The organism is Clostridium sp. (genome assembly GCF_051650885.1).
GTDB lineage: Bacteria > Bacillota > Clostridia > Clostridiales > Clostridiaceae > Clostridium.
The window spans coordinates 1-21,012 of record NZ_JBOFRG010000042.1; the positions used below are offsets into that span (position 1 = coordinate 1).

Sequence of the window (21,012 nt, forward strand, 5' to 3'; positions counted from 1 at the left end):
CACAAATTAGATTAATTCAAAATAATGATTCTTTAATGGCAGAGAAAATACAATCAACAATAGTAAATACAATTCCACTTTGGAGAAGTCAGATTGTATTAACACTTGGAGTTAATCATGCAAGTGATGCTTTAAAAGCCCAAAAAGAAGTAACTAACATGACAAATGAGCTTTTAAAAAGAAATGCAGAAATACTAAAAACTGCAACTATAGAAACTGCAAAAGAATCAGAACGAGGAATTGTTGATATAGAAACACTTAAGAGTACAAATGAAACATTAATATCAACACTTGATGAAATTCTTAATATCCAAACTGAAGGTCGTCAAAAACGTAAGGAAGCAGAGGTAGAGCTAAGAAGTATTGAGGAACAATTAAAAAATAAGCTTTTAGATTTTAAAAGATAAATAAAATATTGAGACTAAAATATAAAAACTAGAAAAATGCTATTACTAACAGAATTTCTTTTCTGTCAAAGAAATAGCATTTTTTTGCACTTATAATACAAAAAATAACTAATTAGGAATAAAATGTTGACAATGAATTACTATTAATTTACAATTTAATTGTAAAGTGAATAGGCAAAACAAGGGAAATCTTGTGACGCAAAGCTATAGGGATTAAGGCAGTTAAATGCTATATCAGCCAGTTGCTAAAAGTCTTTTAGACTTTTACGGGGGACATAAAGATTATTCTTTATATCCTTGTTCGGTTACTTCATTTTTAAAATGAAGTATGCTTGCGACCTATCTATTTTATAAAATTTTTTATATAATAGGGGGAATAGAAATGAACAAATCTATCAAAAAAATAATAGCGCTAAACTTATGTACAGCAGCTGTTATAGGAGTTACGGCTATCATGCCAACTCAAATTGCAAATGCAAAAACAGTAACTAATCAAGAAAGACAGGTGTTTTTACAAGATCTAAAACCTAATGTAACATCTGTAAAATATTCAGATATGGTTAGTGGAGATGGAGCAGTACATCTAAAAGTTAATTTACCACAAGGTGTAAAATTAACAACAACAGATCCATATAAATTTAGTGATGCTCTAACTCAAAATTATGATATTTCTATATCAGAAGGGGTACATTATAGTAAAGATTACTTTATAATTAATGTTAACTGGGCAAACTCAGGAATTAAATATCTTGGAGATTGGGTTATAAATGTTGATGGAAGTATGTTTACTGATGGAAAGGCTAGAAAGCTAAATATCGAGGTTAACAATAATTTATTTGTTGGAACACCTAAAATCACTACAAATGTAGATAAAGGGGTTACTGTAAATCAATTAAAAAATGGATTTGACCTTGAAATGAATTTACAAAATGCAGAGTTTAACACAGTGTGTTTTGGAAATTACATTAGATTAAGCATGATTAAATCAAGTGGATTAGATATTTATCCAGTGGCTTACTGTGATAGTCTTGGCAGAACTAGAGTTAAAATGAGAGTACAAGCTATGAATGGTGTAGAATCATGGAGAACACATTTTGAATTTAAAATAGAAGGTGAAGCTACAAACTCACCAGTACCAATAACAGTTAGAATTCCAATAATTAGATAATAAAAGATTATTAGAGTCCAAAGATAATTGCCTTATCTTTGGACTTTTTTTAGCATAAATTTCATTTTTAAAATTAAGATATTTTGGGGAGTTTTGTGAATAATGTTATAATTATTTTGGGAATTTAATAATAGGATTTGATAGGAGAAGGTTATGATTTTTAGAAAAGCAGTTTTAAAGGATTTTAATAGTATTCGTAAAATAATAGACGATGCAAAGGAGTATTTAAAGGAATCAGGAGTTTTTCAATGGCAAGGTGAATATCCGACAGATGAACTTTTAATAAAGGATATAAATTCAGGAGATAATTATGTAGTTGAAGAGTTTGGAGAAGTTATTGGAACAGGAGTTATAAGCTTTAAAGGTGAAGAAACTTATGAGAAAATAGAAGGGAAATGGCTTAGCAATGATGACTTTGTAGTGATACATAGATTAGCAGTTAGCAAAAACTTTAAGAATAAGAGTATTGCAAGTAAGATGTTAAAATTTACAGAGGAATTAGCTAAAGAAAATGGTGTGTATAGTATAAAAATAGATACACATAAAGACAATAATACAATGAAAAGATTAATGGAGAAAAATAATTTTACCTATTGTGGAATGATAAGACTTTTAGATAGTACAGAAAGGATTGCATTTGAGAAGCTTTTAAAGTAAGACATAGCTATCAAGGATTAGACAAACTGCTATAAATTTGATAGGATTTTTAGATGGCGAATTTTATACAAAGGAGAAAAGAAAATGAATATACAACCTATTTACATAGGTGCAGTTTGTTTAGCCTTAATAATATTTACAATGTTATATAAGGATGAAAAACTAGGACCTAAATATTTAAGAGCAGCAAAAAAGTTTATAATGATTTTGCTAGTTTCGGCTATTGCATATATATATGATCCTAAAATTGGATTGATTATAGGATTTACTTCAGCGTACACAGGAATTACAAAATTTGATAAGGATTTTAAGGGACGATTTGTATTAGAGTCTATAAAAATTATAGTAATGCAAATGTTAGTTGGAGTTGCGGCTTATTTATGTACTTTCAACAGAATCATTGCGATAATAGCATCAGCTATAGTTATCTTTATGATGTATTATTTCTTTACACATAAAGAGAAAATAGCAAGTACGAGGGGATATTTATTAACTTATATTATTTTAATAAATGAGAGAGTTCCAAGAAGTGATTTTAAAGCGGTATTTGGATGTTTACTTATAGGGATTGTCCTATCCATAGCTTTTTATTATTTCTTTACTCGTGATGAATATTATAAAGAAGCAAGAATATTAGATTTTAAAACATGGGGACAAAACTTAAAGAAAATAAACTTTTTTATAGAAGAAGATTTGGATAAAGAGTTTAAAATGAAGAAGCTTAGACATGCAATTATTTCAACAGTTCTGATGACTGGAGCAATTTATTACATGCTTTACATTGGGAATCCAGAGAGTATGTGGATTATTATAGTTGCGTCGGCTATTTTAGTTATAGACCCATTAATGTCTGAAAAAATGATTATAGATAGAACCCTTGGAACAATTATCGGGGCTATCATATTTTTAGTTGTACATAAGTTTGCTCCAAGTGTTGAGCTTACAAACATATTTTTATTTATAGCAATATTTTATCTTGTATTTCCAATGGCATATTATAAAAGAATGGTATTTATAACATATTTAGTATTAGAGGTTCATTCAAAAATCTCGGGGTATTCACCAGATTATCTTGTAGATTATAGAATTGGATTTACTATTGTAGCAGCAATTATAGTATCAATAATTGTAGCAATAGACAGTAGAATAAAGTTTGAAGAGTAAGGCGGGTGATAGCTTAATATAGCTATCACCTTTTTAATTCAGGATGAATTGATTTTTCAATGTTATAGTATTCAATTTTATAATTGATTTTATCTAAATTAAACTGTAGCTCTTCCATCTGTTTTAGAACAGTTTTTCTATGTTCTAATAAAAGATTTTTTCTATCATCGAAGGTATCCATTCCAATGATATACCAATCAATATATTGTTTTATATCTTTTATATGCATTCCAGTATTTTTTAGGCATGTTATTAATTTAAGCCATTCCAAATCTGTATCAGAGAATTTTCTTATTCCATTTTCTGTACGGGTTATAAATGGCAGTAATCCTTCTTTATCATAGTATCTTATTGTATATGGACTTATATTAGTCATTTCAGAAACTCTCTTTATTGTGTACATAAAATCTACTCCTAAACTATTTTTTAATATAAATAAATTATACTACATAGACTATAGGGTGATAAATTTATTTTTAAAAAGTTATTGACCTAGAGTGGACTCTAAGGTTTAGGATTAATTTAAAGAAAGACTCAGGAGGACGAGATAAGATGAATTTTAATTATTATATGCCAACAAAGCTTTTATTTGGAAAAGGACAATTAGGTAATCTTCATAAAGAGAATTTACCAGGGAAAAAAGCTTTAATAGTAATATCAGCAGGAAAATCTACTAGAAAGTTTGGATACTTAGAGAAGTTAGAAAATGAATTAAAGTTAGCAAATGTTAGCTATGTTGTTTTTGATGAGGTTCAACCAAATCCAACACTTGAAAACGTTAGAAGTGGTGCTAAGATTATTCGTGAAAATAACTGTGATTTTGTTATTGGATTAGGTGGAGGTAGCAGTATTGATGCAGCTAAGAGTATCGCTGTTATGGCTACTAATGAAGGTGATTATTGGGACTATATAAGTGGTGGAACTGGAAAAGGAATGATGCCTTCAAACAATCCATTACCTATAATTGCAATAACTACAACAGCAGGAACTGGAACTGAGGTTGACCCTTGGACAGTAATAACTAATGAAGATATGAATGAAAAAATTGGTTTTGGATATGAAAAAACTTTCCCTGTTATAGCAGTAGTTGATCCAGAATTAATGATGACAGTTCCTAAAATGCTTACTGCATATCAAGGATTTGATGCATTATTCCACAGCACAGAAGGATATTTAAACAATACAGCTTATGTAATGAGTGATATGTACGCACTTAAAGCAATTGAGCTTATAGGAAAATCTTTAAAAACTGCAGTTAATGATGGAACAGATGAAGAAGCTAGAGCAAATGTTGCCCTTGCAAATACTTTATCAGGGTTAGTTGAATCAACTTCAGGATGTACATCAGAGCATTCAATAGAGCATGCTTTAAGTGCATTCCACCCAAATATAACACATGGAGCAGGACTTATAATGATAAGCGAAGCTTACTATACTCACATAGCGAATACTGGAGCTTGTGATGAAAGAATGATAGACATGGCAAAAGCACTTGGAAAGAAAGATGCTACAAAAGCTATGGACTTTGTTGAAGCATTAGTAGAATTACAAAAAGCTTGTGATGTAGATAATATAAAAATGTCTGAGTTTGGTATAAAATATGATGATTTAGAAAAGTATGCTATAAATGCAAGAGAAACAATGGGTGGATTATTTACAGTTGACCCAATAGAAATAAATAATGATGATGTAGTATCTATATTACAAAAATCATTTAAATAAGCATTAAAAAAGGCTTAATGAATTTATTAGATTCATTAAGCCCTTTGAATTTAAAGCCATTTATCATAAATGGAAACACCTTGAAAATCTTTACTTTCCATTATAGAAATTTTCTTAATATAATCAGAGTATAATTTAGTTTAATTATAGAGGAGGTGGGGAAAATAGAGAAGAGGTTATAAAAAATTTGACTTAAAGTATACTTTAAGGTGCATAATAAGAAATATATATATTAAGTTTAGAGGAGTGGAAAAAATGATAGTTAATCAGGATAAGTGTATAGGGTGTACTCTATGCAAACAAGATTGTATTGTAAATGATATTGAAATGATTGATGGAAAATCATTTATAAAAAATGAAACATGTATAAAATGTGGTCACTGTATTGCTATTTGTCCAGTAAAAGCAATTTCATGTGATGATGAAAAAGATTATTCGATGGATGAAGTTATAGAATATGATAAGGAAACTTTTGATATTGAAGCAGAGAATCTAATGAATTTTATGAAGTTCAGAAGAAGTGTTAGATTATTTAAAGATATGCCTGTTGAAGAAGAAAAGATTGAAAAAATCATTGAAGCAGGAAGATATACTCAAACAGGAACAAATTCAGAAGATGTATCATATGTAGTTGTTCAAGAAAAGCTTCAAGAGCTTAGAAAAATGGGATTAGAAACTTTAAATGCAATGGCTGATCAAATGATGAATGATGAAAATACGCCAAAAGCATATATAAAGTATGCAAGAATGTGGAAGATGATGTATAAGCAATTCTTAAGAAATCCAAACGGAGAGGATAGATTCTTCTTTAAGGCACCTCTAGTAATTTTAGTTAAAGCAGAGAGAGCTATAGATGGTGGACTTGCAGCATCTAAAATGGAATTAATGATTAATGCATTAGGACTTGGTACATACTTCAGTGGATTCTTAGAAAGAGCTGTAGCAATGAATCCAAAGTTAAAAGAGTATATAGGAATAGGTGAAAATGAGGAGCTTGTAGCATGTATGGTTATAGGGTATCCTAAGGTTAAATATAAGAGAACAGTTCCAAGAAAAGAAGTAAAAGTAACTAGAATGTAGTAAACTTAAAAAAATCCCCTTAAGGCACTTTTAAAAGGTGACTTAGGAGGATTTTTTTTGATAAAATAAAAATAGAAAGAGGTGTTTTTATGAAGAAATGTTTGTATTGTAGAAGGGAATTAGAGGATAATTGTTATTCAAATAAAGTAGGGGACTTTTGTTCAGAGGAACATTTTGATAAATATCTAGAAAGTTTATCAGATGAGGACTATGTACAGGTTCAGAACTCTTTCTGTACATGTAGTGATGATTAAAAATAATTAAGCCTGGTAGGGAATCCTGCCAGGCTTAACTTTAATCGTAGTATCCTTTGAAATAATATCTTACGAGACAGATTCAATTATTTTAATACATTTAATACTTCTCTAGCAACAGCAGCACCAGATGCAGGGTTTTGTCCTGTAACTACTCTATCTTGTGATACAGCAAACTCAGCCCAATCTTCAGCTTTAACGTAGTTTGCTCCTCTGTTTACAAGTTCAGTTTCAGTTAAGAAAGGAACTAATTTATCAAGTCCAACAGCAACTTCTTCACTGTTAGAGAATCCAGTAACCTTAACTCCATCAACTAAGTTTTTACCATTAGATAATTTAATGTTTAATAATCCAGCTAAACCATGACAAACAGCTGAAACTATTCCACCATTTTCATAGATTTTTCTTGCAACTTCTTGCATTTTAGTGTCGTTAGGGAAGTCCCAAATAACTCCGTGTCCACCAGTGTAGTAAATTACTTCATAATCATCAGCATTAACTTCATCAACTGACATTGTATTTCCTAATTTGTCCATGAATTTTTTATCAGTATAGTATTTCCAATCAGTAGGAGTCATAAAATCATTTGTTAAGCTGTGTGGGTCAATTGGAGTATATCCACCTTTTGAACTAACATAATCAATTTCATAACCTGCTTTTTCTATAACATCTACAAAGTGAACAGCTTCACCAAGCCATAAACCAGTAGGTCTTTCTGTATTTTCATATTTAGATATATTTGTAACAACAACTAATACTTTTTTCATTTGTAACATCTCCTAAAATTTATATTTTTTCTTATTTATATTAACCAAATCTTTTCGAAAATATTTTGATATTTACCTGTTGAATTTAGTATAGGACTTAAAGTATACTTTAAGGCAAGAAGATAAATTTAAAAAAAATATAAACAAAGTGTGGAGTTAAAAAATAGAACGAAAGAAGATGATTTTATGTATCAAATAAAAGAGATTGCAGAAATAACAAATGTACCACAATCAAAGATTAGATATTATGAGAAAGAGGGAGTTCTACCGGCTTTTGAAAGAGATAGAAATAATATAAGAGTTTTTAATGATAAAGATGTGGAGCTTATAAATTTAGTTAAGTGCTTAAGGACTATAGGAATGCCAATGAAAGGGATAAAGCAAAATGTCATGCTATTGTTAGATAAAAGAAGCGACTTAACAGCAAGAGATATACTTGTAGAGCATAGAGATAAATTAGAAGAACAAAAAAATGAAATTCAAAGATATATAGATGAAATAAACTTAAAGCTAGAAAAATAAATTTCTAGCTTTAAACAGATTAGGAGAAAGATATATGAAAAATTGGAGCGAAGGTGCTAAGGGAAAAAAGTTTGTAGCATCATATAGCGGAGGGAAAGATAGTTCATTAGCCTTATATAAGGGGATGAAGGAAGGAAACGCTTTAGGAATAATAGTTATGATGGAAGAGGATGGAGAAAGGTCAAGAGCACATAGTCTTTTTCCAGATATTCTAGAAGCACAAGCAAAAGCCATAGGAGTTCCTTTATTTAAAGGAGCTACAAACTGGAATGATTATGAGAAAGTTTTTGTGGATATTTTAAGAAAAACAAGAACTTTAGGAGCAGAAGTTTTAATAACAGGAGATATAGACATGCCAGAGCATGGATGTTGGTATGAAAAAGTAGCTAACAAAGCAGACCTTCAAATAGGAATGCCACTTTGGAACATGAGCCATAAAGAAGTAATAAATGAATTTATCTCATTAGGCTTCATAACAAGAGTTATAACAATAGATAAAAGAAGTGGAATGAAAAAAGAAGACCTTGGAAAAGTTCTAACTTTTGAATATATAAAGGAACTAGAAGAAAGAGGAATAGACCCATGTGGAGAAGCTGGAGAATTTCATACAGTAGTAACAGATGGACCACTCTTCAAAGAAGAAATAAAAGTTAAATACAAAGAAATTATAGAAGACGAGCATAATATGTATTTAAAGCTAGAGCTAGAGAAATAAAAAAATTAAAGAGTAAGAGCCTGTGGAAAACTATTTTAAAACTTAAAAATAAATCTTGAAATATAGAAATTATATCAATCTAAGATAGGTGAAATAGAGGCTTGAGACAGGATATACCATTTGCTGGGGCTATCTTTAAGATAAAATAGGGTATAGTGTTTTGTGTCTATACCCTTTAAGTGAAGAGTTAATGGAATAAAATAAATATACTCATAAATATAAAAACATACTCATTTGAGGTCAAATGAGTATGTTTTTATACTATTTTATATGTTTATGGTAAAATGATAATTTTTAAAAGTAGAAATGCAAAATGGAAAAAAATATAAATAAAATAGAATATTTTATTGAATCCATATCTATATTGTATTACACTATAGATATGGAATTTTTTTAATTAAACTATGTTGTGATGCAATGTAGAGAAGTTGGTGAATGAGATGATAAATAAAACGCAGTTAATGAAGGGGATTATGGAGGGAGTTATTTTAAAGATAATTTCTATGGAAGAAACTTATGGCTATGAGATATATAGAAAACTTCAAGATTATGGCTTTGAAGAGTTTGCAGAGGGATCTTTATATCCACTTCTTTTAAGGCTTGAAAAGAATAAGCTTATAAAGTCTAAGAAGAAGAAGTCACCTTTTGGACCAGATAGGAAATATTATAGCTTAACTGAAGATGGTGAAAATGAGGTTAAAGAATTTAAAGAAGCTTGGGAAACGATTGATTTAAGTATTAAAAAACTATGGGAGATTTAAAAAGGAGAGAAGAATATGGGCGCAAAAAAGAGGTTAGATGGTGAGTATCTAGATGTTTACAATGAAATTATGGCAGAGATTGAGGTAGAGCAGATAAACACATTACATAAGGAAGAAGTAAGAAATGATATATTAGATATGTTTCTATTAGCACAAGAAGATAGTACACCAGTAAGTGTGTTGGTAGGTAGTGATACTAAAGGCTTCGTCAATGAGGTCTTAGAAAGCTTAGATAAAGGCAATGGAATATTATTAAGAGTGGGACAAGTAATAAGTACATTATTTATAGGGATGTCAGCCATTGCATTAATAAGGACTAAAAATGGAGTGTTAGAGTTTACGCTAGACATAGTATTTCTTGCTATGATACTTTTAGTAGGTGAGGGCTTAGGAAGAATATTTTCTAAAAAAAGTGGCTCGGGAAAATTACGAAGAAGTAAAAAAAGGAAAATTGAATGGAGCTTTAATATAGCATTAATAGGAGTGGGTGCTTTTATGGCAGGTTTTTTCAATATAGAAATGCCAATACTATTTGTAACAAGTTCACCATATATGTTTGTGATAGCTTCATTTATAATAGGATTTATTACTATGATTGTAACAGATGTAGTATTAAGATAGAGAGAAGACTCAAGATAATGAAAAATTATTTTGAGTTTTTTTGTTTTTAAGGTCTTCTACAAATCGGTCAATAGGATTATAATTATACCAATTAATGGGAAGTGAAGAGGTGGGGAAATGAATCAAAAATTTTTTAACTTATCAGATGAGAAAAGAAAGAGGATTATTGATGCAGGATATAGAGTTTTTTCAGAAAATAAATATAAAAAGTCGCCAATGTCTGAAATTGCTATGGAAGCAGAAATTTCAAAATCTTTATTATTTCATTATTTTAAGAACAAAAAGGAATTGTACCTATATTTATATGATTATGGAGTAGAGATAATTATGGAAGAAGCTTTGAAGGAGAAATTATTCCAAGAGAAGGATTTTTTTAAGTTGTATTTAGAAGGTGCAAGATGTAAGTTGAATATTTTTAATAGGCATAAAAATTTATTTGAGTTCTTAATGAAGGTTTACTATGAGGAAGATGAAGAAATTAAATTAGAGCTAGCTAAAAAGAATGGTTCTATGATTACATTAAAGAATGAGGAGATTTTAAAAGGTATAGATACTTTTAAGTTTAAGGAAGGTGTAGAAATTGATAAATTAGATAAAATGCTTAATTGGTGTGCTGATGGATATATGAGAGAAAATTGTAAGGAAAAAGTGGACATGCAAAAATTAGAAGAGGGATTTATAGAAATTATAAATTTTTTTAAGAGCAATACTTATAAAGGAGAGTATTTAAGTGGAGATAATTAAAATAAAAAATCTTACAAAGGATTATGGAAATAACAAGGGAATTTTCAATGTTAACCTCCAAATTAAAAAAGGAGAGGTGTTTGGGTTTTTAGGACCCAATGGGGCAGGGAAAACAACAACTATAAGGCATCTAATGGGATTTATACATCAAGATACAGGAGAGTGTATTATAAACGAAATGGATTGCTCAAAAGAGTGCGACAGGATACAAAAGATTTTAGGATATCTTCCTGGTGAAATTGCATTTATGGATGATATGACAGGCATGGAGTTTATCCATTTTGTCGCAGATTTAAAAGGGATAAAAAATTTCGACAGGGCAAAAGAATTAATTGAAAAGTTTGAGCTTAATCCGACAGGTAAGATAAAGAAAATGTCGAAAGGAATGAAACAAAAAATAGGGATAATATGTGCATTTATGGGAAGTCCAGAGGTTCTTATATTAGATGAACCGACAAGTGGATTAGACCCATTAATGCAGAATAAATTCATAGAACTTATATTAGAAGAGAAGGAAAAGGGAAGAACTATCTTCATGTCGTCACATATTTTTGATGAGATTGAAAAATGTTGCGACAGAACTGCTATAATAAAAGATGGGAAAGTTGTCGCAGTGGAAAGTGTAAGAGAATTGTCGCAATCAAAAAGTAAATACTACATTGTCACATTCAAAAATGAAAATGCGACAAAAGGGTTTAAGACAGAAAAGTTTAAAATAGAAAGATTAAGTAGCGACACTTTAAGCGTGTTAGTAGAAGGAGATATAAATCTATTTATAAATACATTGAGTAAATATGAAGTTAAAAGCTTAGATGTAAAAACTCAAAGCTTAGAAGAGCTATTTATGCATTTCTACGGAGGTAAAGAAAATGATTAGTGGAACACTTTTTAAGAAAGAAATAAAATCAAACTATAAGATAATACTGACATTTCTAGCGGTTTTAACGATGTATTCAACCAGTATTGTATATATGTATGAGCCATCTACTATAAATATTTTTGAAGAAATGGCAAAGAGTATGCCAGAGATGATGAAGGCTTTTGGAATGGATGCAGTTGTCACCAATCTTACAGAGTATGTCGCAAATTATTTGTATGGATTTATACTTTTAATATTTCCTATAATATGTACTATAATTTTAGGAAATAAATTAATCATGTCGTATATAGATAAAGGGTCTATGGCATATTTATTAACGACAGGAAATAAAAGAATTAAAATAGTATTGACGCAAGCGTTATTCATGTGCGTTACGACAGCTATACTAATCTCGTATACGACAGTATTGATAATAATATTAAGTAGTATGTCGCATCCGAATGGTTTAGATATAGAAAAGTTTATTATGCTAAACATAGTGCTTTACTTCTTGCAAATAGCTATAAGTTCAATATGTTTCTTTGCTGCATGTATAAGCAACAGTTCAAAAACTTACTTTATGATAGGCGCAGGTGTACCAGTTTTATTTTACCTGTTGCAAGCAATAGCTAATATGGGCGACAAGTTAGAAGGATTAAAATATCTGACGCTATTTACTGTATTTAATCCGACAGATATAATTAAAGGAGAAGGTGTCGGAATAGCAATTTTAATACTATTTTCTGTCGTGGTGTTGTTCTTTGGTGTCGGAACATATATATTTTCAAAAAGAGATTTATCTTTATAAAAAGAGTGATTTAAGGCAGTATAGGTTTTTGGTTTAAATAAATAACTCAAGTAGAATTAAACTTTTCTACTTGAGTTATTTATTTGTTTTTTGAATTTACTATAAAATTTTATCTATTTTAAAACAAAATCAGATGGAACTGGTGCAACAACACTAACGAATACGAAATCTTCATTTCCAGTATTTTTCATACCATGTTGTTCATTAGCTCTAGATAATACCATATCACCCTTAGTGATAAATATTTCTTCTTCACTATTAGGATAGAATATTCCTTCTCCTTGAATACAAATCCATAAATCATCAGAAGTTGTATGGATATGAGATTTAACTACTTGCCCTGGTTTTACACTCCAAACAGATCCACTTGTATAATCTGATGTATAGAAAACTGTTTTTGTAGCTTCATTGTCATTATCAATTTTAAAGTCTTTAACTTTAAATAATCTATTTTCCATTTAAATCACACCTTTCTAATTACTAAGTATAAATTAAAATAATATAAGTTTGTAGGAGGGGGAATAAAAATATAAAAAAATTTAATAATTTAAATACAGGAGTAGATGTATGAAAAATGAATTAGTAAAATTAAATATGAATAATATACAAAAGGTGAGCGAATTGCTAGCTGAGGCCTTTATGGAGAATCCTTTAATGATATATTTTTTTCAAGAAAAAGTTTTGAGAGAGAAAATATTACTAAAAATTTATAGAATTGTTGTTGAAGTTATGATGACAATTGGTACAGTATATGCGACATCTCATAATATTGAGGGAGTTATTGGTGTTATTGATAGTAGGAAAATAAATTATAAAAGTAAAATAAAGCTGTTAAAAATATTATTTAAAAACTTTAAGCTAATAAAATATATTTTCACAAATGATATTATAAGAAAATTCAGAAAGCTACCTAAAGTTAAAGAATATAGAGATCAGGAAAAAGTTTTCTATATAGAGATGGTTGCAGTAGACAAGAGATATAGAAAAAAAGGATATATGAGTAAGTTAATTAGAGCTGTAACAAGTGAAGCGGACTACAGAGGGTATGATTGTGTTTTAGAAACTGAAACTTTAGGAAATGTGGCAAAATATAAACATTTAGGGTTTAAAGTATATGATAAAGCTGAATGTAGCAAAGGGATGGTTTGTAAATATAAAATGGTATATAAACATTAAAATTCTAAGGTTAAAATATTAAGAAATCTTAAAAACTTTATATGATATTACTTAAGCTTTTATTTTTATAATAATAAAAAAGATAACGGAGGTAATATTAAATGTTTATATTAGAATATATAAAAAACCCAAGAAGTGTAGGAGCTATTGCGCCTAGTAGCAAGTATTTAGCAGAAAAAATGATTAGTGATATTAATTTTAAGGAAGCAAAATGTATTATTGAATATGGACCAGGAACAGGCATATTTACTGAAAAGCTTCTTTCAAGAGTGAAGGAAGATACTATTGTTATATTAATTGAGATAAATAAAGAGTTTTATAATATTTTAAAAGAGAAGTATGGATATAAAAATAATGTAATAGTTCTTAATGAGAGCGCTGAAAATATTGATAAAATTTTGGAAAGGTATAGTATAGAAAAAGTAGATTATATTTTATCAGGACTTCCATTTACATCATTACCTAGTGATGTTTCAAAAAATATTTTAAGTAAGACAGCGAGTATATTAAAGGGTGGAACTGGATTTATAACATTTCAGTATTCTCTTTTAAAGGTAGATTTTTTTAAGAAGTATTTTTCAACACTTAAATATAAGAGAGTACTTAGAAATATACCACCAGCTTATGTACTTGAATTTAAAGGAGAAGAGAATGCAAAAGAATATATTAGTTGTAGATGATGATAAGGATATTAGAGAGCTTATAGGAATTTATTTAGAGTCAGAAGAATTTGTTGTGAGTAAGGCATGTAATGGAGAGGAAGCTTTACAAATGATTGAAAAAAATAAATATGACTTGATTATATTGGATATTATGATGCCTAAAAGAGATGGCATAGAAACCCTTATTGAAATTAGAAAAAAATATACTATGCCAGTAATTTTCTTGACAGCAAAAAATGAAGAAATTGATATGATAAAGGGATTAACTTTAGGTGCAGATGATTATATAGGAAAACCTTTTAGCTCAATGGAGTTAATTGCAAGAGTTAAATCTCAACTTAGAAGATATACAGTTTTTAATAATAAACAGAAAAATATAATAAATATAGGTGAATTAAGTTTAGATATAAAGAGTCATAGAGTAACTGTTTCTGGTGAAGAAGTAAATTTAACACCGACTGAATATAAGATACTTGAGCTTTTATGTGAAAATAGAGATATTGTTTTTAGTGTAGAGCAAATTTATGAAAAGATATGGAAAGATAAATATGTAGTAGGTGATACAGCTATAATGGTTCATATAACTAAGTTAAGGCAAAAAATTGAGAAAGACCCTAAGAATCCAGAATATATAAAGACTGTTTGGGGTGTTGGATATAAGATATGATAAATAAAATAAGAGGTAAGTATAATCTGATTTTAGGGATAATTGTAGGGTTCATTTTAGCTCAATTAGTTGCAGCAGAAGGGTATGCAATCTTAGTATCAATACAACAAAAACAAGGGATGATTGACTCGGAATTCCCAGTAGAAAATGTTAGATTGATTAAAATTATTTCTTTTATAGTATTTGTAGCAACAATAGTAATATTTAATATGAAAAAAATGAAAAGGCTTAATTTAAATAGGTTAAATATATATTTAATTATAGCCCTTATAGTATCTGTATTTATAACGATTGAAGTTGCAGTCGTTGCAACAGTGATTTTAGTACCATATATTACACCAAGGCTTATAGAATATATGCAAAATAATTATTTTATATCTTTAAATATAGGCTTAATAACTATTGGATTAGGAGTAGTTCTTTTTATAATTATATTCACGTTATTTATAAATAAAAAAGTTAAGTATATAACTTTTTTAACAAAAGAAGTAAAAAAAATTAAGGATGAAGGATTTGGGAAAACTATTGATGTAAAAGGAAAGGATGAACTTGCAGAACTTTGTGAGAGTATTAATGAAATGTCACTAGAGTTAAGTGAAAGAAGAGAAAATGAAAAGAAAATAGAGCTAGTTAAGAATGAACTTATAACTAATATTTCTCATGATTTAAAGACTCCACTAACATCTATAATAGGTTATTTAGAGCTTATAAATAAAGAGAGCATTAAAGAGGAAGATAGAAAATTATACTCAAAGATAGCTTATGATAAAAGTTTAAGACTTAAAGGGTTAGTAAATGAATTATTTGAATATACAAAATTGAGTAGTCCAGATATTAAATTAAATAAAGTAGAATTTAACATATCTAATTTATTAAATCAAATTGTTGGGGAAAGTATATTAGAATTCATAGAGAAAGACATTGAGGTTCATTTAGATAATCCATATAGAGAATTACTATGTAATATAGATGTAAAATTATTTACACGTGTATTGGAGAATTTAATAAAAAATGCAGAAAAATACAGTGATAGAAATTCAATATTTAAAATAAAAGTTATAGATTTTGAAAATAAAATAGAAATTAGTTTTATAAATAAATGTGAAAATTTATCAGGAAAAGATATAGAAAAAATATTTGAAAAGTTTTATAGGATGGACACAGCAAGAAGTGATGAAATTGAAGGCTCAGGAGTAGGATTAAATATAGCTAAAAGAATAGTTGAGCTACATAATGGAAAGTTAGAGGTAACAAAAGAAGAAGAAAATGTAAGGTTTAATATAGAAATAAAGAAAGTGTGAGAGCAGATGAAGAAAACATTAGAGGATTATAAAGAAGTGAAAAAATTTTCTATTGACCTTGGAGTAACTCAAAGCTTTATAATAAAGGTATTATAATTAGGAGTTGAGAAATTATGAAAGGAAAAATAGAATTTAGAGAATATAAAAGGGAAGATCGTATATCTCTTGAAAATATAATAAGGAAAACATGGCAGTATGATTCGTTTTGCTCAGAAAAGGTTGCAAGGGATATGGCTAGTTTATATCTTGCAAGTTGTTTAGCGAGTCAGACTTATACAAAGGTGGCGTTAATAGATAATGAGCCCGTGGGAATTATTATGGCAAAGAATATTAAAAAATATAAGATGAGTTTAAGAGCTGGAGTAAATCAAGTAAAAAAAGGTTTAAAATTGTATTTAAATAAAGAGGGAAGAAATACTTTAAAGTTTTTTTCAGGAATAGATGATTTAGATAAGGAGTTATTAAGTAAGAGAAATAAGTCATATGACGGGGAGATTGCATTTTTTGCGGTTAATGAAAAGTGTAGAGGATCAGGGATAGGAAAAGCTTTATTTAATTTTGCAATGGAGTATTTTAGGAAAGAAAATATAAAAGAATTTTATCTATATACAGATGATACGTGTAATTATGGGTTTTATGAGCATAGAGGACTTTTAAGGTGTGGAGAAAAAATATATGAATTGCCACTTAAACTAAAAGAAAAGATGAAGTTTTATTTATATGAAGGAATTTTAGAAATGTAGTATTTAAATTAAATAGAATAGTAAGGTTTAAATAAGCCACTAGGAGATTTTCTCTTAGTGGTATTTATTATAAAAGAAGAGATAAGTGTTATAATAAAAATAAAATTAACTAAAGAGGGAGAAAAAGACTACTTATGAAGATAGTACAGAGTATTATGTTAGTTATATTTGCAATTATATATGCATTAATGAATGTTTTTATAGCTAATACAATTAATAAGGGGCTAATTAATGCTTTTAATATACATGCAGGATATATCTTATTAATCCTAATTATTATTGGAACTGTTGTTGGATTCATAGCGATTGGATTAATATCAAGAAATGCAGGAAAATTTGTTGGAAAGGTTGGATTATATTCTTTTGGATTTTCTGTTATGGCATTTTTTATTATTTTGATAACAGATTTAATTGGAAAGATTCTTTTTGGAGGAACTGACCATGAAAAGTATTTTAGATTAACACAAGTAATTGTGGTAATACTAATATTCTTATATGGAAGATACAATGCAAGTAAAGTGAAAATAACTAATTATAATATAAGGATAGATAAGAGGAGTGATTTAGAAAAGTTAGAGGTTATTTTAATTAGTGATTTACATTTAGGGTATTTTAATGATAACAAGAAGTTTAAAAGAAACGTAGATATAATAAATAGCTTGAAGCCAGATGTTGTTGCAATAGCAGGAGATGTCTTTGATGAAAACTATAAGGCGTTACAGAATCCAAGTAGAGCTAAAGAGATATTTAATGAGATACATAGCACTTATGGTACTTTTTTAAGTTTTGGTAATCATGATGCAGGAGCGACATTTGAAGGAATGAAAAACTTTATAGAAAGCACTAATATTAGATTACTTGAAGATGAGATAATAGAGTTTGGTGACAGCTTCTCTATTGGTGGAAGAAGAGATTTAACACCAATGGGCTTTAGTGGTGGAAAAAGAAAAGAAGAATGGAATGAAAATAAGACTAAGGAATTACCAACAATAGTTTTAGAACATCAACCGGTTTTTAAGGAATATAAAAAGGAAGATGTAGATTTAATTCTTTCAGGACATACTCATAAAGGGCAGATATTCCCCTTTAATTTAATAACTAAAATGCACTTTGAAAATCATTATGGCTATGTAAAATTAAAGTCAGGTATACAAACTATAGTTACCTCAGGACTTGGAACTTGGGGGCCACCTATAAGGCTTGCATCAAGAAATGAAATTGCAAGAATTATAATTTCATTTAAATAGAAAAATTTGAAAGAAAGAAGGAATAGAAAATGTTAGAGAAGAAGTTAACAGAAGAATTTATAAAAAATTGTGAAATAGCAGAGAAGGAATATGAATGTCAAATGACAAGAATGCTTCAAAATATAGAAAGATTTGGAGCTGTTAGAACTATTCAAGAGATATTAAGAAAGGGAAGAACTTCAGATTGTTTTGCAAAATTAGCTAAGGTAAAGCGTCTTGATTTAACTATGGAAGCAGTTATAGTTAAGCCTAAGTATGGTGAGTTATTTACTGATGAAGAAGTAAATGCTTGTTATGACTTATTATGTGAAAATGGATATTATTAAAAGTGAATGTAAAAAGCTCCTTGAGAAATTCAAGGAGCTTTTTGTTAGTTATATTTAAATGTATTTACAACTTCTTTTAAGTCATTTGTTAAGTTATTAAATGCTAAAATTTGAGCATTAACATTTGAAATAATAGTAGTTTGGTCTTCAATTGAAGATAAGGATTCTTCAGCGGAGGCAGAAGTTTCTTCAGCAATAGCTGAAATATTTTGAATTGCCATATTTAAAATATTAACCTGGCTATCAATTTCTTTCATTCTTTCATCAACTTGCATAGTATCATTCATTATAGATGAAACTTGTTCTAAAACTTCATTAAATGAATCTTCTGCAGAAGAAACTATGGATTCTTGCTCTATAATTTTTTCATTTGCATCAGAAATGTAAGTTGTAGTTTTACTAACAGCATCTTGAATATCTTGAATGTTTAAGTAAACTTCATTAGCAGAGGCTGTTGATGATTCAGCAAGCTTACGTATTTCTTCTGCAACAATTGCAAAACCTTTCCCATCATTTCCAGCTCTGGCAGCTTCAATGGCAGCATTTAAAGCTAGAAGATTTGTTTGTTTAGCTATATTAGTAATAGTATTAACAATATCATTTATAGAATTTGATTTCTCTTCTAAGGTATGAGCAGCAACTAAAACTTTTTCTGTAATAGAGCTTATCTCATTCATTTGATTATGTTGTCTTAATAATGCGTCTTTACCAAGGGATATAGAGTCATTTGTAATAGCATATTGTTCAATAATATGAGACATATCCTTAGATGTTAGATTAGCATAATTACTGATTTCATCTAAAGTAGAGGAGGCTTCTGTTATCTCACTTGCTACTTCTTGGTTACCATCAGAAATCTGTGAGATTGTACAAACAACCTGTTGCATTGATTCATTTACTTCATTAGCATTTACAGTTAGATTATTACAACCAGTATTTAAAGAAGATGAGCAGTTAGATGCAGCAACAATATTTTGTCTTAATTTATCTATAAAGATATTGAATTTCTCTGCAATAATACCAAGTTCATCTTTACTTGTAATTGGAAGCTTAACTGTTAAATCACCATCTTTTTCAGCTAAATCAGATACTTTATCAGTTAATGAAGTTATAGATAAGTTTATTTTCTTTATAAAAGAAAGTGTTAAGAATAAAGTAGTAAAGATTAAAATAATAACACTTGCTAGTAAGAAAATAAGACCATTTCTAAAGGTTTTTTCAGATTCAGATTTTATATAAGCTGCACTTTTAGTAGAATATGCATGAATTTCAGCTACAATAGCATCAATGTTATCAGTAGGGACACGGTCAATTCCACGAACTGATAAATCTATTTTAGCAATATTAACATTATTATTTTTAGTATTAAAGTTTTTTAATGCATTTCTATATTTTTCACCTAATTCATTATGTGTAGATATAGCCTCTTCAACTTTAGATGTATCTAATCCTTGTTTTTCTAGGAGAGACTTTAACTCTAGTAAATCTGCATTTGTTGCTTCTTCTTCAGAAATAAATTTTGAATAATAAGAATTGAGGTCTTTTTTAGTATCACCTCTTAATAATAAGTTTTTCCATTCTTGAACCTGTTTTTTAAAGTTAACTTGAACACTTCTGGCTTTATCGACAGACTTAGTTTGTAATTCTTCAATTTCAAGATTTGAAAGAAGTTGTTTATTTAAGCTATGTAAAGCACTAAGACCAAAGCCCGTAATTAATGTTATAGATATAATAAATATAGATAGTAGAGTGTAAAAAGCTGATTTTATTTTTAAGTTTTTAAACAATGGATAAGCCTCCTTCAGTATATAAAATAATATTTGTCGTATTATTATCGAAGGTAATCATAAATTCTTTAATTAAATTAAGTATCGGGATAAAGATAAGGGAGTTAAAATTCTAGGAGTTATTATTGAGTGAGGTAAGAGGAAAGTTTAGATTTTAAATGGAATTTTGTCAAAAAATGTAATATTAAAAAGATATACAATATTATCCAATTATAATATAATTTTAAAGGACAGTTTAAAAAAATAATAAAAAAATTTCAAAAAACTATTTACAACTAATAATTATTATTATATAATAAAAACATACCAAAGAGAAATTAAAAAGATTGAAACTAAATTTTTAAAAGTTAAAAAGGTTTTTAAAAGTTTAGAAGAATAAATAAAATTTATGTGTGTGAAAATAGAGGAGGAAATTAATATGAAAAAATTTATTTGTACAGTATGTGGATATGTTCATGAAGGAGATATGGCACCAGAAAAATGTCCAGTATGTGGAGTTGGAGCTGACAAATTCAATGAGCAAGTAGGAGAAATGGCTTGGGCTGACGAGCACAGAATAGGTGTAGCACAAGGTGTTGACGAAAGAATAATCGAAGGATTAAGAGCTAACTTCATGGGAGAATGTACAGAAGTTGGAATGTACTTAGCAATGTCAAGACAAGCAGATAGAGAAGGACATCCAGAAGTTGCTGAAGCTTACAAAAGAATAGCTTTCGAAGAAGCTGAGCACGCTGCTAAATTCGCTGAATTATTAGGAGAAGTTGTAGTTGCTGATACAAAAGCTAACTTACAAGCAAGAGTTGACGCTGAGTTTGGTGCATGTCAAGGTAAAAAAGATTTAGCTACTTTAGCTA

At 28.7% G+C, this 21,012-nt stretch carries 26 protein-coding genes and 1 riboswitch; of the genes, 22 read left to right on the forward strand and 4 right to left on the reverse strand.

Annotated elements, in window-relative coordinates; all coding sequences use genetic code 11:
• The 4 genes from ACRC28_RS01610 to ACRC28_RS01625 form a co-directional block, all read left to right on the forward strand.
• On the forward strand, nt 1-407 hold a 407-nt coding region (locus tag ACRC28_RS01610; RefSeq protein WP_438541709.1), incomplete at its 5' end, for a toxic anion resistance protein.
• 163 nt (nt 408-570) lie between these two features.
• Nucleotides 571-657, forward strand: a riboswitch (cyclic di-GMP riboswitch).
• A 132-nt stretch (nt 658-789) separates the two neighbouring features.
• The gene (locus ACRC28_RS01615) at nt 790-1,575 is read left to right on the forward strand and encodes a hypothetical protein (protein ID WP_438541710.1); all 786 of its coding nucleotides are present in this window, start codon (nt 790-792) and stop codon (nt 1,573-1,575) included.
• A 153-nt stretch (nt 1,576-1,728) separates the two neighbouring features.
• Entirely contained in the window at nt 1,729-2,232 is a 504-nt protein-coding gene (locus tag ACRC28_RS01620) for a GNAT family N-acetyltransferase (RefSeq protein WP_438541711.1), read from the forward strand.
• 84 nt (nt 2,233-2,316) lie between these two features.
• Entirely contained in the window at nt 2,317-3,396 is a 1,080-nt protein-coding gene (locus ACRC28_RS01625) for an FUSC family protein (protein ID WP_438541712.1), read from the forward strand.
• A gap of 25 nt (nt 3,397-3,421) precedes the next feature.
• Here ACRC28_RS01625 and ACRC28_RS01630 read toward each other — a convergent pair whose 3' ends face one another.
• Nucleotides 3,422-3,799 (reverse strand): MerR family transcriptional regulator, encoded by a 378-nt coding sequence (locus ACRC28_RS01630; protein ID WP_438541713.1) that lies wholly within the window; start codon nt 3,797-3,799, stop codon nt 3,422-3,424.
• Between the two features lie 149 nt (nt 3,800-3,948).
• Here ACRC28_RS01630 and ACRC28_RS01635 point away from each other — a divergent pair, with 149 nt between their 5' ends.
• The 3 genes from ACRC28_RS01635 (at nt 3,949) to ACRC28_RS01645 (ending at nt 6,452) form a co-directional block, all read left to right on the forward strand.
• Nucleotides 3,949-5,118, forward strand: coding sequence for an iron-containing alcohol dehydrogenase (locus ACRC28_RS01635; RefSeq protein WP_438541714.1), 1,170 nt, complete (start codon nt 3,949-3,951; stop codon nt 5,116-5,118).
• Between the two features lie 255 nt (nt 5,119-5,373).
• The gene (locus tag ACRC28_RS01640) at nt 5,374-6,198 is read left to right on the forward strand and encodes a nitroreductase family protein (RefSeq protein WP_438541715.1); all 825 of its coding nucleotides are present in this window, start codon (nt 5,374-5,376) and stop codon (nt 6,196-6,198) included.
• A gap of 89 nt (nt 6,199-6,287) precedes the next feature.
• On the forward strand, nt 6,288-6,452 hold the full coding sequence (locus tag ACRC28_RS01645) for a hypothetical protein (protein ID WP_438541716.1): 165 nt from the start codon (nt 6,288-6,290) through the stop codon (nt 6,450-6,452).
• Nucleotides 6,453-6,538: 86 nt separating this feature from the next.
• Here the strand turns inward: ACRC28_RS01645 and ACRC28_RS01650 are convergent, their stop codons facing one another.
• The gene (locus tag ACRC28_RS01650) at nt 6,539-7,219 is read right to left on the reverse strand and encodes a type 1 glutamine amidotransferase domain-containing protein (protein WP_438541717.1); all 681 of its coding nucleotides are present in this window, start codon (nt 7,217-7,219) and stop codon (nt 6,539-6,541) included.
• 150 nt (nt 7,220-7,369) lie between these two features.
• Between ACRC28_RS01650 and ACRC28_RS01655 the strand changes: the two genes are divergently transcribed.
• The 7 genes from ACRC28_RS01655 to ACRC28_RS01685 all read left to right on the forward strand — a co-directional run bounded on the left by ACRC28_RS01655 (nt 7,370) and on the right by ACRC28_RS01685 (nt 12,249).
• Entirely contained in the window at nt 7,370-7,741 is a 372-nt protein-coding gene (locus ACRC28_RS01655) for a MerR family transcriptional regulator (protein ID WP_438541718.1), read from the forward strand.
• A gap of 34 nt (nt 7,742-7,775) precedes the next feature.
• Nucleotides 7,776-8,456 (forward strand): diphthine--ammonia ligase, encoded by a 681-nt coding sequence (locus ACRC28_RS01660; protein ID WP_438541719.1) that lies wholly within the window; start codon nt 7,776-7,778, stop codon nt 8,454-8,456.
• A gap of 440 nt (nt 8,457-8,896) precedes the next feature.
• The gene (locus tag ACRC28_RS01665; protein WP_438541720.1) at nt 8,897-9,217 is read left to right on the forward strand and encodes a PadR family transcriptional regulator; all 321 of its coding nucleotides are present in this window, start codon (nt 8,897-8,899) and stop codon (nt 9,215-9,217) included.
• A 15-nt stretch (nt 9,218-9,232) separates the two neighbouring features.
• A complete protein-coding gene (locus ACRC28_RS01670; RefSeq protein ID WP_438541721.1) occupies nt 9,233-9,838 on the forward strand; it encodes a hypothetical protein in 606 nt (201 codons plus the stop codon).
• A 117-nt stretch (nt 9,839-9,955) separates the two neighbouring features.
• Nucleotides 9,956-10,582: a TetR/AcrR family transcriptional regulator gene (locus ACRC28_RS01675; RefSeq protein ID WP_438541722.1), complete on the forward strand. Its 627-nt coding sequence runs from the start codon at nt 9,956-9,958 to the stop codon at nt 10,580-10,582.
• Nucleotides 10,569-11,459, forward strand: a complete 891-nt coding sequence (locus ACRC28_RS01680) for an ABC transporter ATP-binding protein (RefSeq protein ID WP_438541723.1) — start codon at nt 10,569-10,571, stop codon at nt 11,457-11,459. Before ACRC28_RS01675 ends, ACRC28_RS01680 begins: the two co-directional genes overlap by 14 nt.
• Nucleotides 11,452-12,249, forward strand: coding sequence for an ABC transporter permease subunit (locus ACRC28_RS01685; protein ID WP_438541724.1), 798 nt, complete (start codon nt 11,452-11,454; stop codon nt 12,247-12,249). Before ACRC28_RS01680 ends, ACRC28_RS01685 begins: the two co-directional genes overlap by 8 nt.
• A gap of 113 nt (nt 12,250-12,362) precedes the next feature.
• Here ACRC28_RS01685 and ACRC28_RS01690 read toward each other — a convergent pair whose 3' ends face one another.
• Nucleotides 12,363-12,707 (reverse strand): cupin domain-containing protein, encoded by a 345-nt coding sequence (locus ACRC28_RS01690; protein ID WP_438541725.1) that lies wholly within the window; start codon nt 12,705-12,707, stop codon nt 12,363-12,365.
• Nucleotides 12,708-12,816: 109 nt separating this feature from the next.
• On the opposite strand from ACRC28_RS01690, the gene ACRC28_RS01695 reads away from it, so the two are divergent.
• The 7 genes from ACRC28_RS01695 to ACRC28_RS01725 all read left to right on the forward strand — a co-directional run bounded on the left by ACRC28_RS01695 (nt 12,817) and on the right by ACRC28_RS01725 (nt 18,371).
• A complete protein-coding gene (locus tag ACRC28_RS01695) occupies nt 12,817-13,425 on the forward strand; it encodes a GNAT family N-acetyltransferase (protein ID WP_438541726.1) in 609 nt (202 codons plus the stop codon).
• Between the two features lie 101 nt (nt 13,426-13,526).
• Nucleotides 13,527-14,105 (forward strand): class I SAM-dependent methyltransferase, encoded by a 579-nt coding sequence (locus ACRC28_RS01700; protein WP_438541727.1) that lies wholly within the window; start codon nt 13,527-13,529, stop codon nt 14,103-14,105.
• The gene (locus ACRC28_RS01705) at nt 14,077-14,754 is read left to right on the forward strand and encodes a response regulator transcription factor (protein WP_438541728.1); all 678 of its coding nucleotides are present in this window, start codon (nt 14,077-14,079) and stop codon (nt 14,752-14,754) included. Before ACRC28_RS01700 ends, ACRC28_RS01705 begins: the two co-directional genes overlap by 29 nt.
• Nucleotides 14,751-16,055, forward strand: coding sequence for an ATP-binding protein (locus ACRC28_RS01710; protein ID WP_438541729.1), 1,305 nt, complete (start codon nt 14,751-14,753; stop codon nt 16,053-16,055). Before ACRC28_RS01705 ends, ACRC28_RS01710 begins: the two co-directional genes overlap by 4 nt.
• Before the next feature lie 113 nt (nt 16,056-16,168).
• Entirely contained in the window at nt 16,169-16,798 is a 630-nt protein-coding gene (locus ACRC28_RS01715) for a GNAT family N-acetyltransferase (protein WP_438541730.1), read from the forward strand.
• A gap of 134 nt (nt 16,799-16,932) precedes the next feature.
• Nucleotides 16,933-18,045 (forward strand): metallophosphoesterase, encoded by a 1,113-nt coding sequence (locus ACRC28_RS01720; RefSeq protein WP_438541731.1) that lies wholly within the window; start codon nt 16,933-16,935, stop codon nt 18,043-18,045.
• 29 nt (nt 18,046-18,074) lie between these two features.
• Complete coding sequence (locus tag ACRC28_RS01725) at nt 18,075-18,371, forward strand: hypothetical protein (protein WP_438541732.1); 297 nt, start codon at nt 18,075-18,077, stop codon at nt 18,369-18,371.
• Between the two features lie 44 nt (nt 18,372-18,415).
• Here ACRC28_RS01725 and ACRC28_RS01730 read toward each other — a convergent pair whose 3' ends face one another.
• On the reverse strand, nt 18,416-20,158 hold the full coding sequence (locus ACRC28_RS01730; RefSeq protein WP_438541733.1) for a methyl-accepting chemotaxis protein: 1,743 nt from the start codon (nt 20,156-20,158) through the stop codon (nt 18,416-18,418).
• 418 nt (nt 20,159-20,576) lie between these two features.
• Here ACRC28_RS01730 and ACRC28_RS01735 point away from each other — a divergent pair.
• Nucleotides 20,577-21,012: NADH peroxidase (locus ACRC28_RS01735; protein WP_438541734.1), on the forward strand; the 436-nt coding region annotated here is incomplete at its 3' end.

Excerpts from the sequence above, each read along its gene's own strand:
- ACRC28_RS01615 (WP_438541710.1), top strand. The coding sequence starts at position 790 with ATGAACAAATCTATCAAAAAAATAATAGCGCTAAACTTATGTACAGCA.
- ACRC28_RS01620 (WP_438541711.1), top strand. The coding sequence starts at position 1,729 with ATGATTTTTAGAAAAGCAGTTTTAAAGGATTTTAATAGTATTCGTAAA.
- ACRC28_RS01625 (WP_438541712.1), top strand. The coding sequence starts at position 2,317 with ATGAATATACAACCTATTTACATAGGTGCAGTTTGTTTAGCCTTAATA.
- ACRC28_RS01630 (WP_438541713.1), bottom strand. The coding sequence starts at position 3,799 with ATGTACACAATAAAGAGAGTTTCTGAAATGACTAATATAAGTCCATAT.
- ACRC28_RS01635 (WP_438541714.1), top strand. The coding sequence starts at position 3,949 with ATGAATTTTAATTATTATATGCCAACAAAGCTTTTATTTGGAAAAGGA.
- ACRC28_RS01640 (WP_438541715.1), top strand. The coding sequence starts at position 5,374 with ATGATAGTTAATCAGGATAAGTGTATAGGGTGTACTCTATGCAAACAA.
- ACRC28_RS01645 (WP_438541716.1), top strand. The coding sequence starts at position 6,288 with ATGAAGAAATGTTTGTATTGTAGAAGGGAATTAGAGGATAATTGTTAT.
- ACRC28_RS01650 (WP_438541717.1), bottom strand. The coding sequence starts at position 7,219 with ATGAAAAAAGTATTAGTTGTTGTTACAAATATATCTAAATATGAAAAT.
- ACRC28_RS01660 (WP_438541719.1), top strand. The coding sequence starts at position 7,776 with ATGAAAAATTGGAGCGAAGGTGCTAAGGGAAAAAAGTTTGTAGCATCA.
- ACRC28_RS01665 (WP_438541720.1), top strand. The coding sequence starts at position 8,897 with ATGATAAATAAAACGCAGTTAATGAAGGGGATTATGGAGGGAGTTATT.
- ACRC28_RS01670 (WP_438541721.1), top strand. The coding sequence starts at position 9,233 with ATGGGCGCAAAAAAGAGGTTAGATGGTGAGTATCTAGATGTTTACAAT.
- ACRC28_RS01675 (WP_438541722.1), top strand. The coding sequence starts at position 9,956 with ATGAATCAAAAATTTTTTAACTTATCAGATGAGAAAAGAAAGAGGATT.
- ACRC28_RS01685 (WP_438541724.1), top strand. The coding sequence starts at position 11,452 with ATGATTAGTGGAACACTTTTTAAGAAAGAAATAAAATCAAACTATAAG.
- ACRC28_RS01690 (WP_438541725.1), bottom strand. The coding sequence starts at position 12,707 with ATGGAAAATAGATTATTTAAAGTTAAAGACTTTAAAATTGATAATGAC.
- ACRC28_RS01695 (WP_438541726.1), top strand. The coding sequence starts at position 12,817 with ATGAAAAATGAATTAGTAAAATTAAATATGAATAATATACAAAAGGTG.
- ACRC28_RS01700 (WP_438541727.1), top strand. The coding sequence starts at position 13,527 with ATGTTTATATTAGAATATATAAAAAACCCAAGAAGTGTAGGAGCTATT.
- ACRC28_RS01705 (WP_438541728.1), top strand. The coding sequence starts at position 14,077 with ATGCAAAAGAATATATTAGTTGTAGATGATGATAAGGATATTAGAGAG.
- ACRC28_RS01710 (WP_438541729.1), top strand. The coding sequence starts at position 14,751 with ATGATAAATAAAATAAGAGGTAAGTATAATCTGATTTTAGGGATAATT.
- ACRC28_RS01715 (WP_438541730.1), top strand. The coding sequence starts at position 16,169 with ATGAAAGGAAAAATAGAATTTAGAGAATATAAAAGGGAAGATCGTATA.
- ACRC28_RS01720 (WP_438541731.1), top strand. The coding sequence starts at position 16,933 with ATGAAGATAGTACAGAGTATTATGTTAGTTATATTTGCAATTATATAT.
- ACRC28_RS01725 (WP_438541732.1), top strand. The coding sequence starts at position 18,075 with ATGTTAGAGAAGAAGTTAACAGAAGAATTTATAAAAAATTGTGAAATA.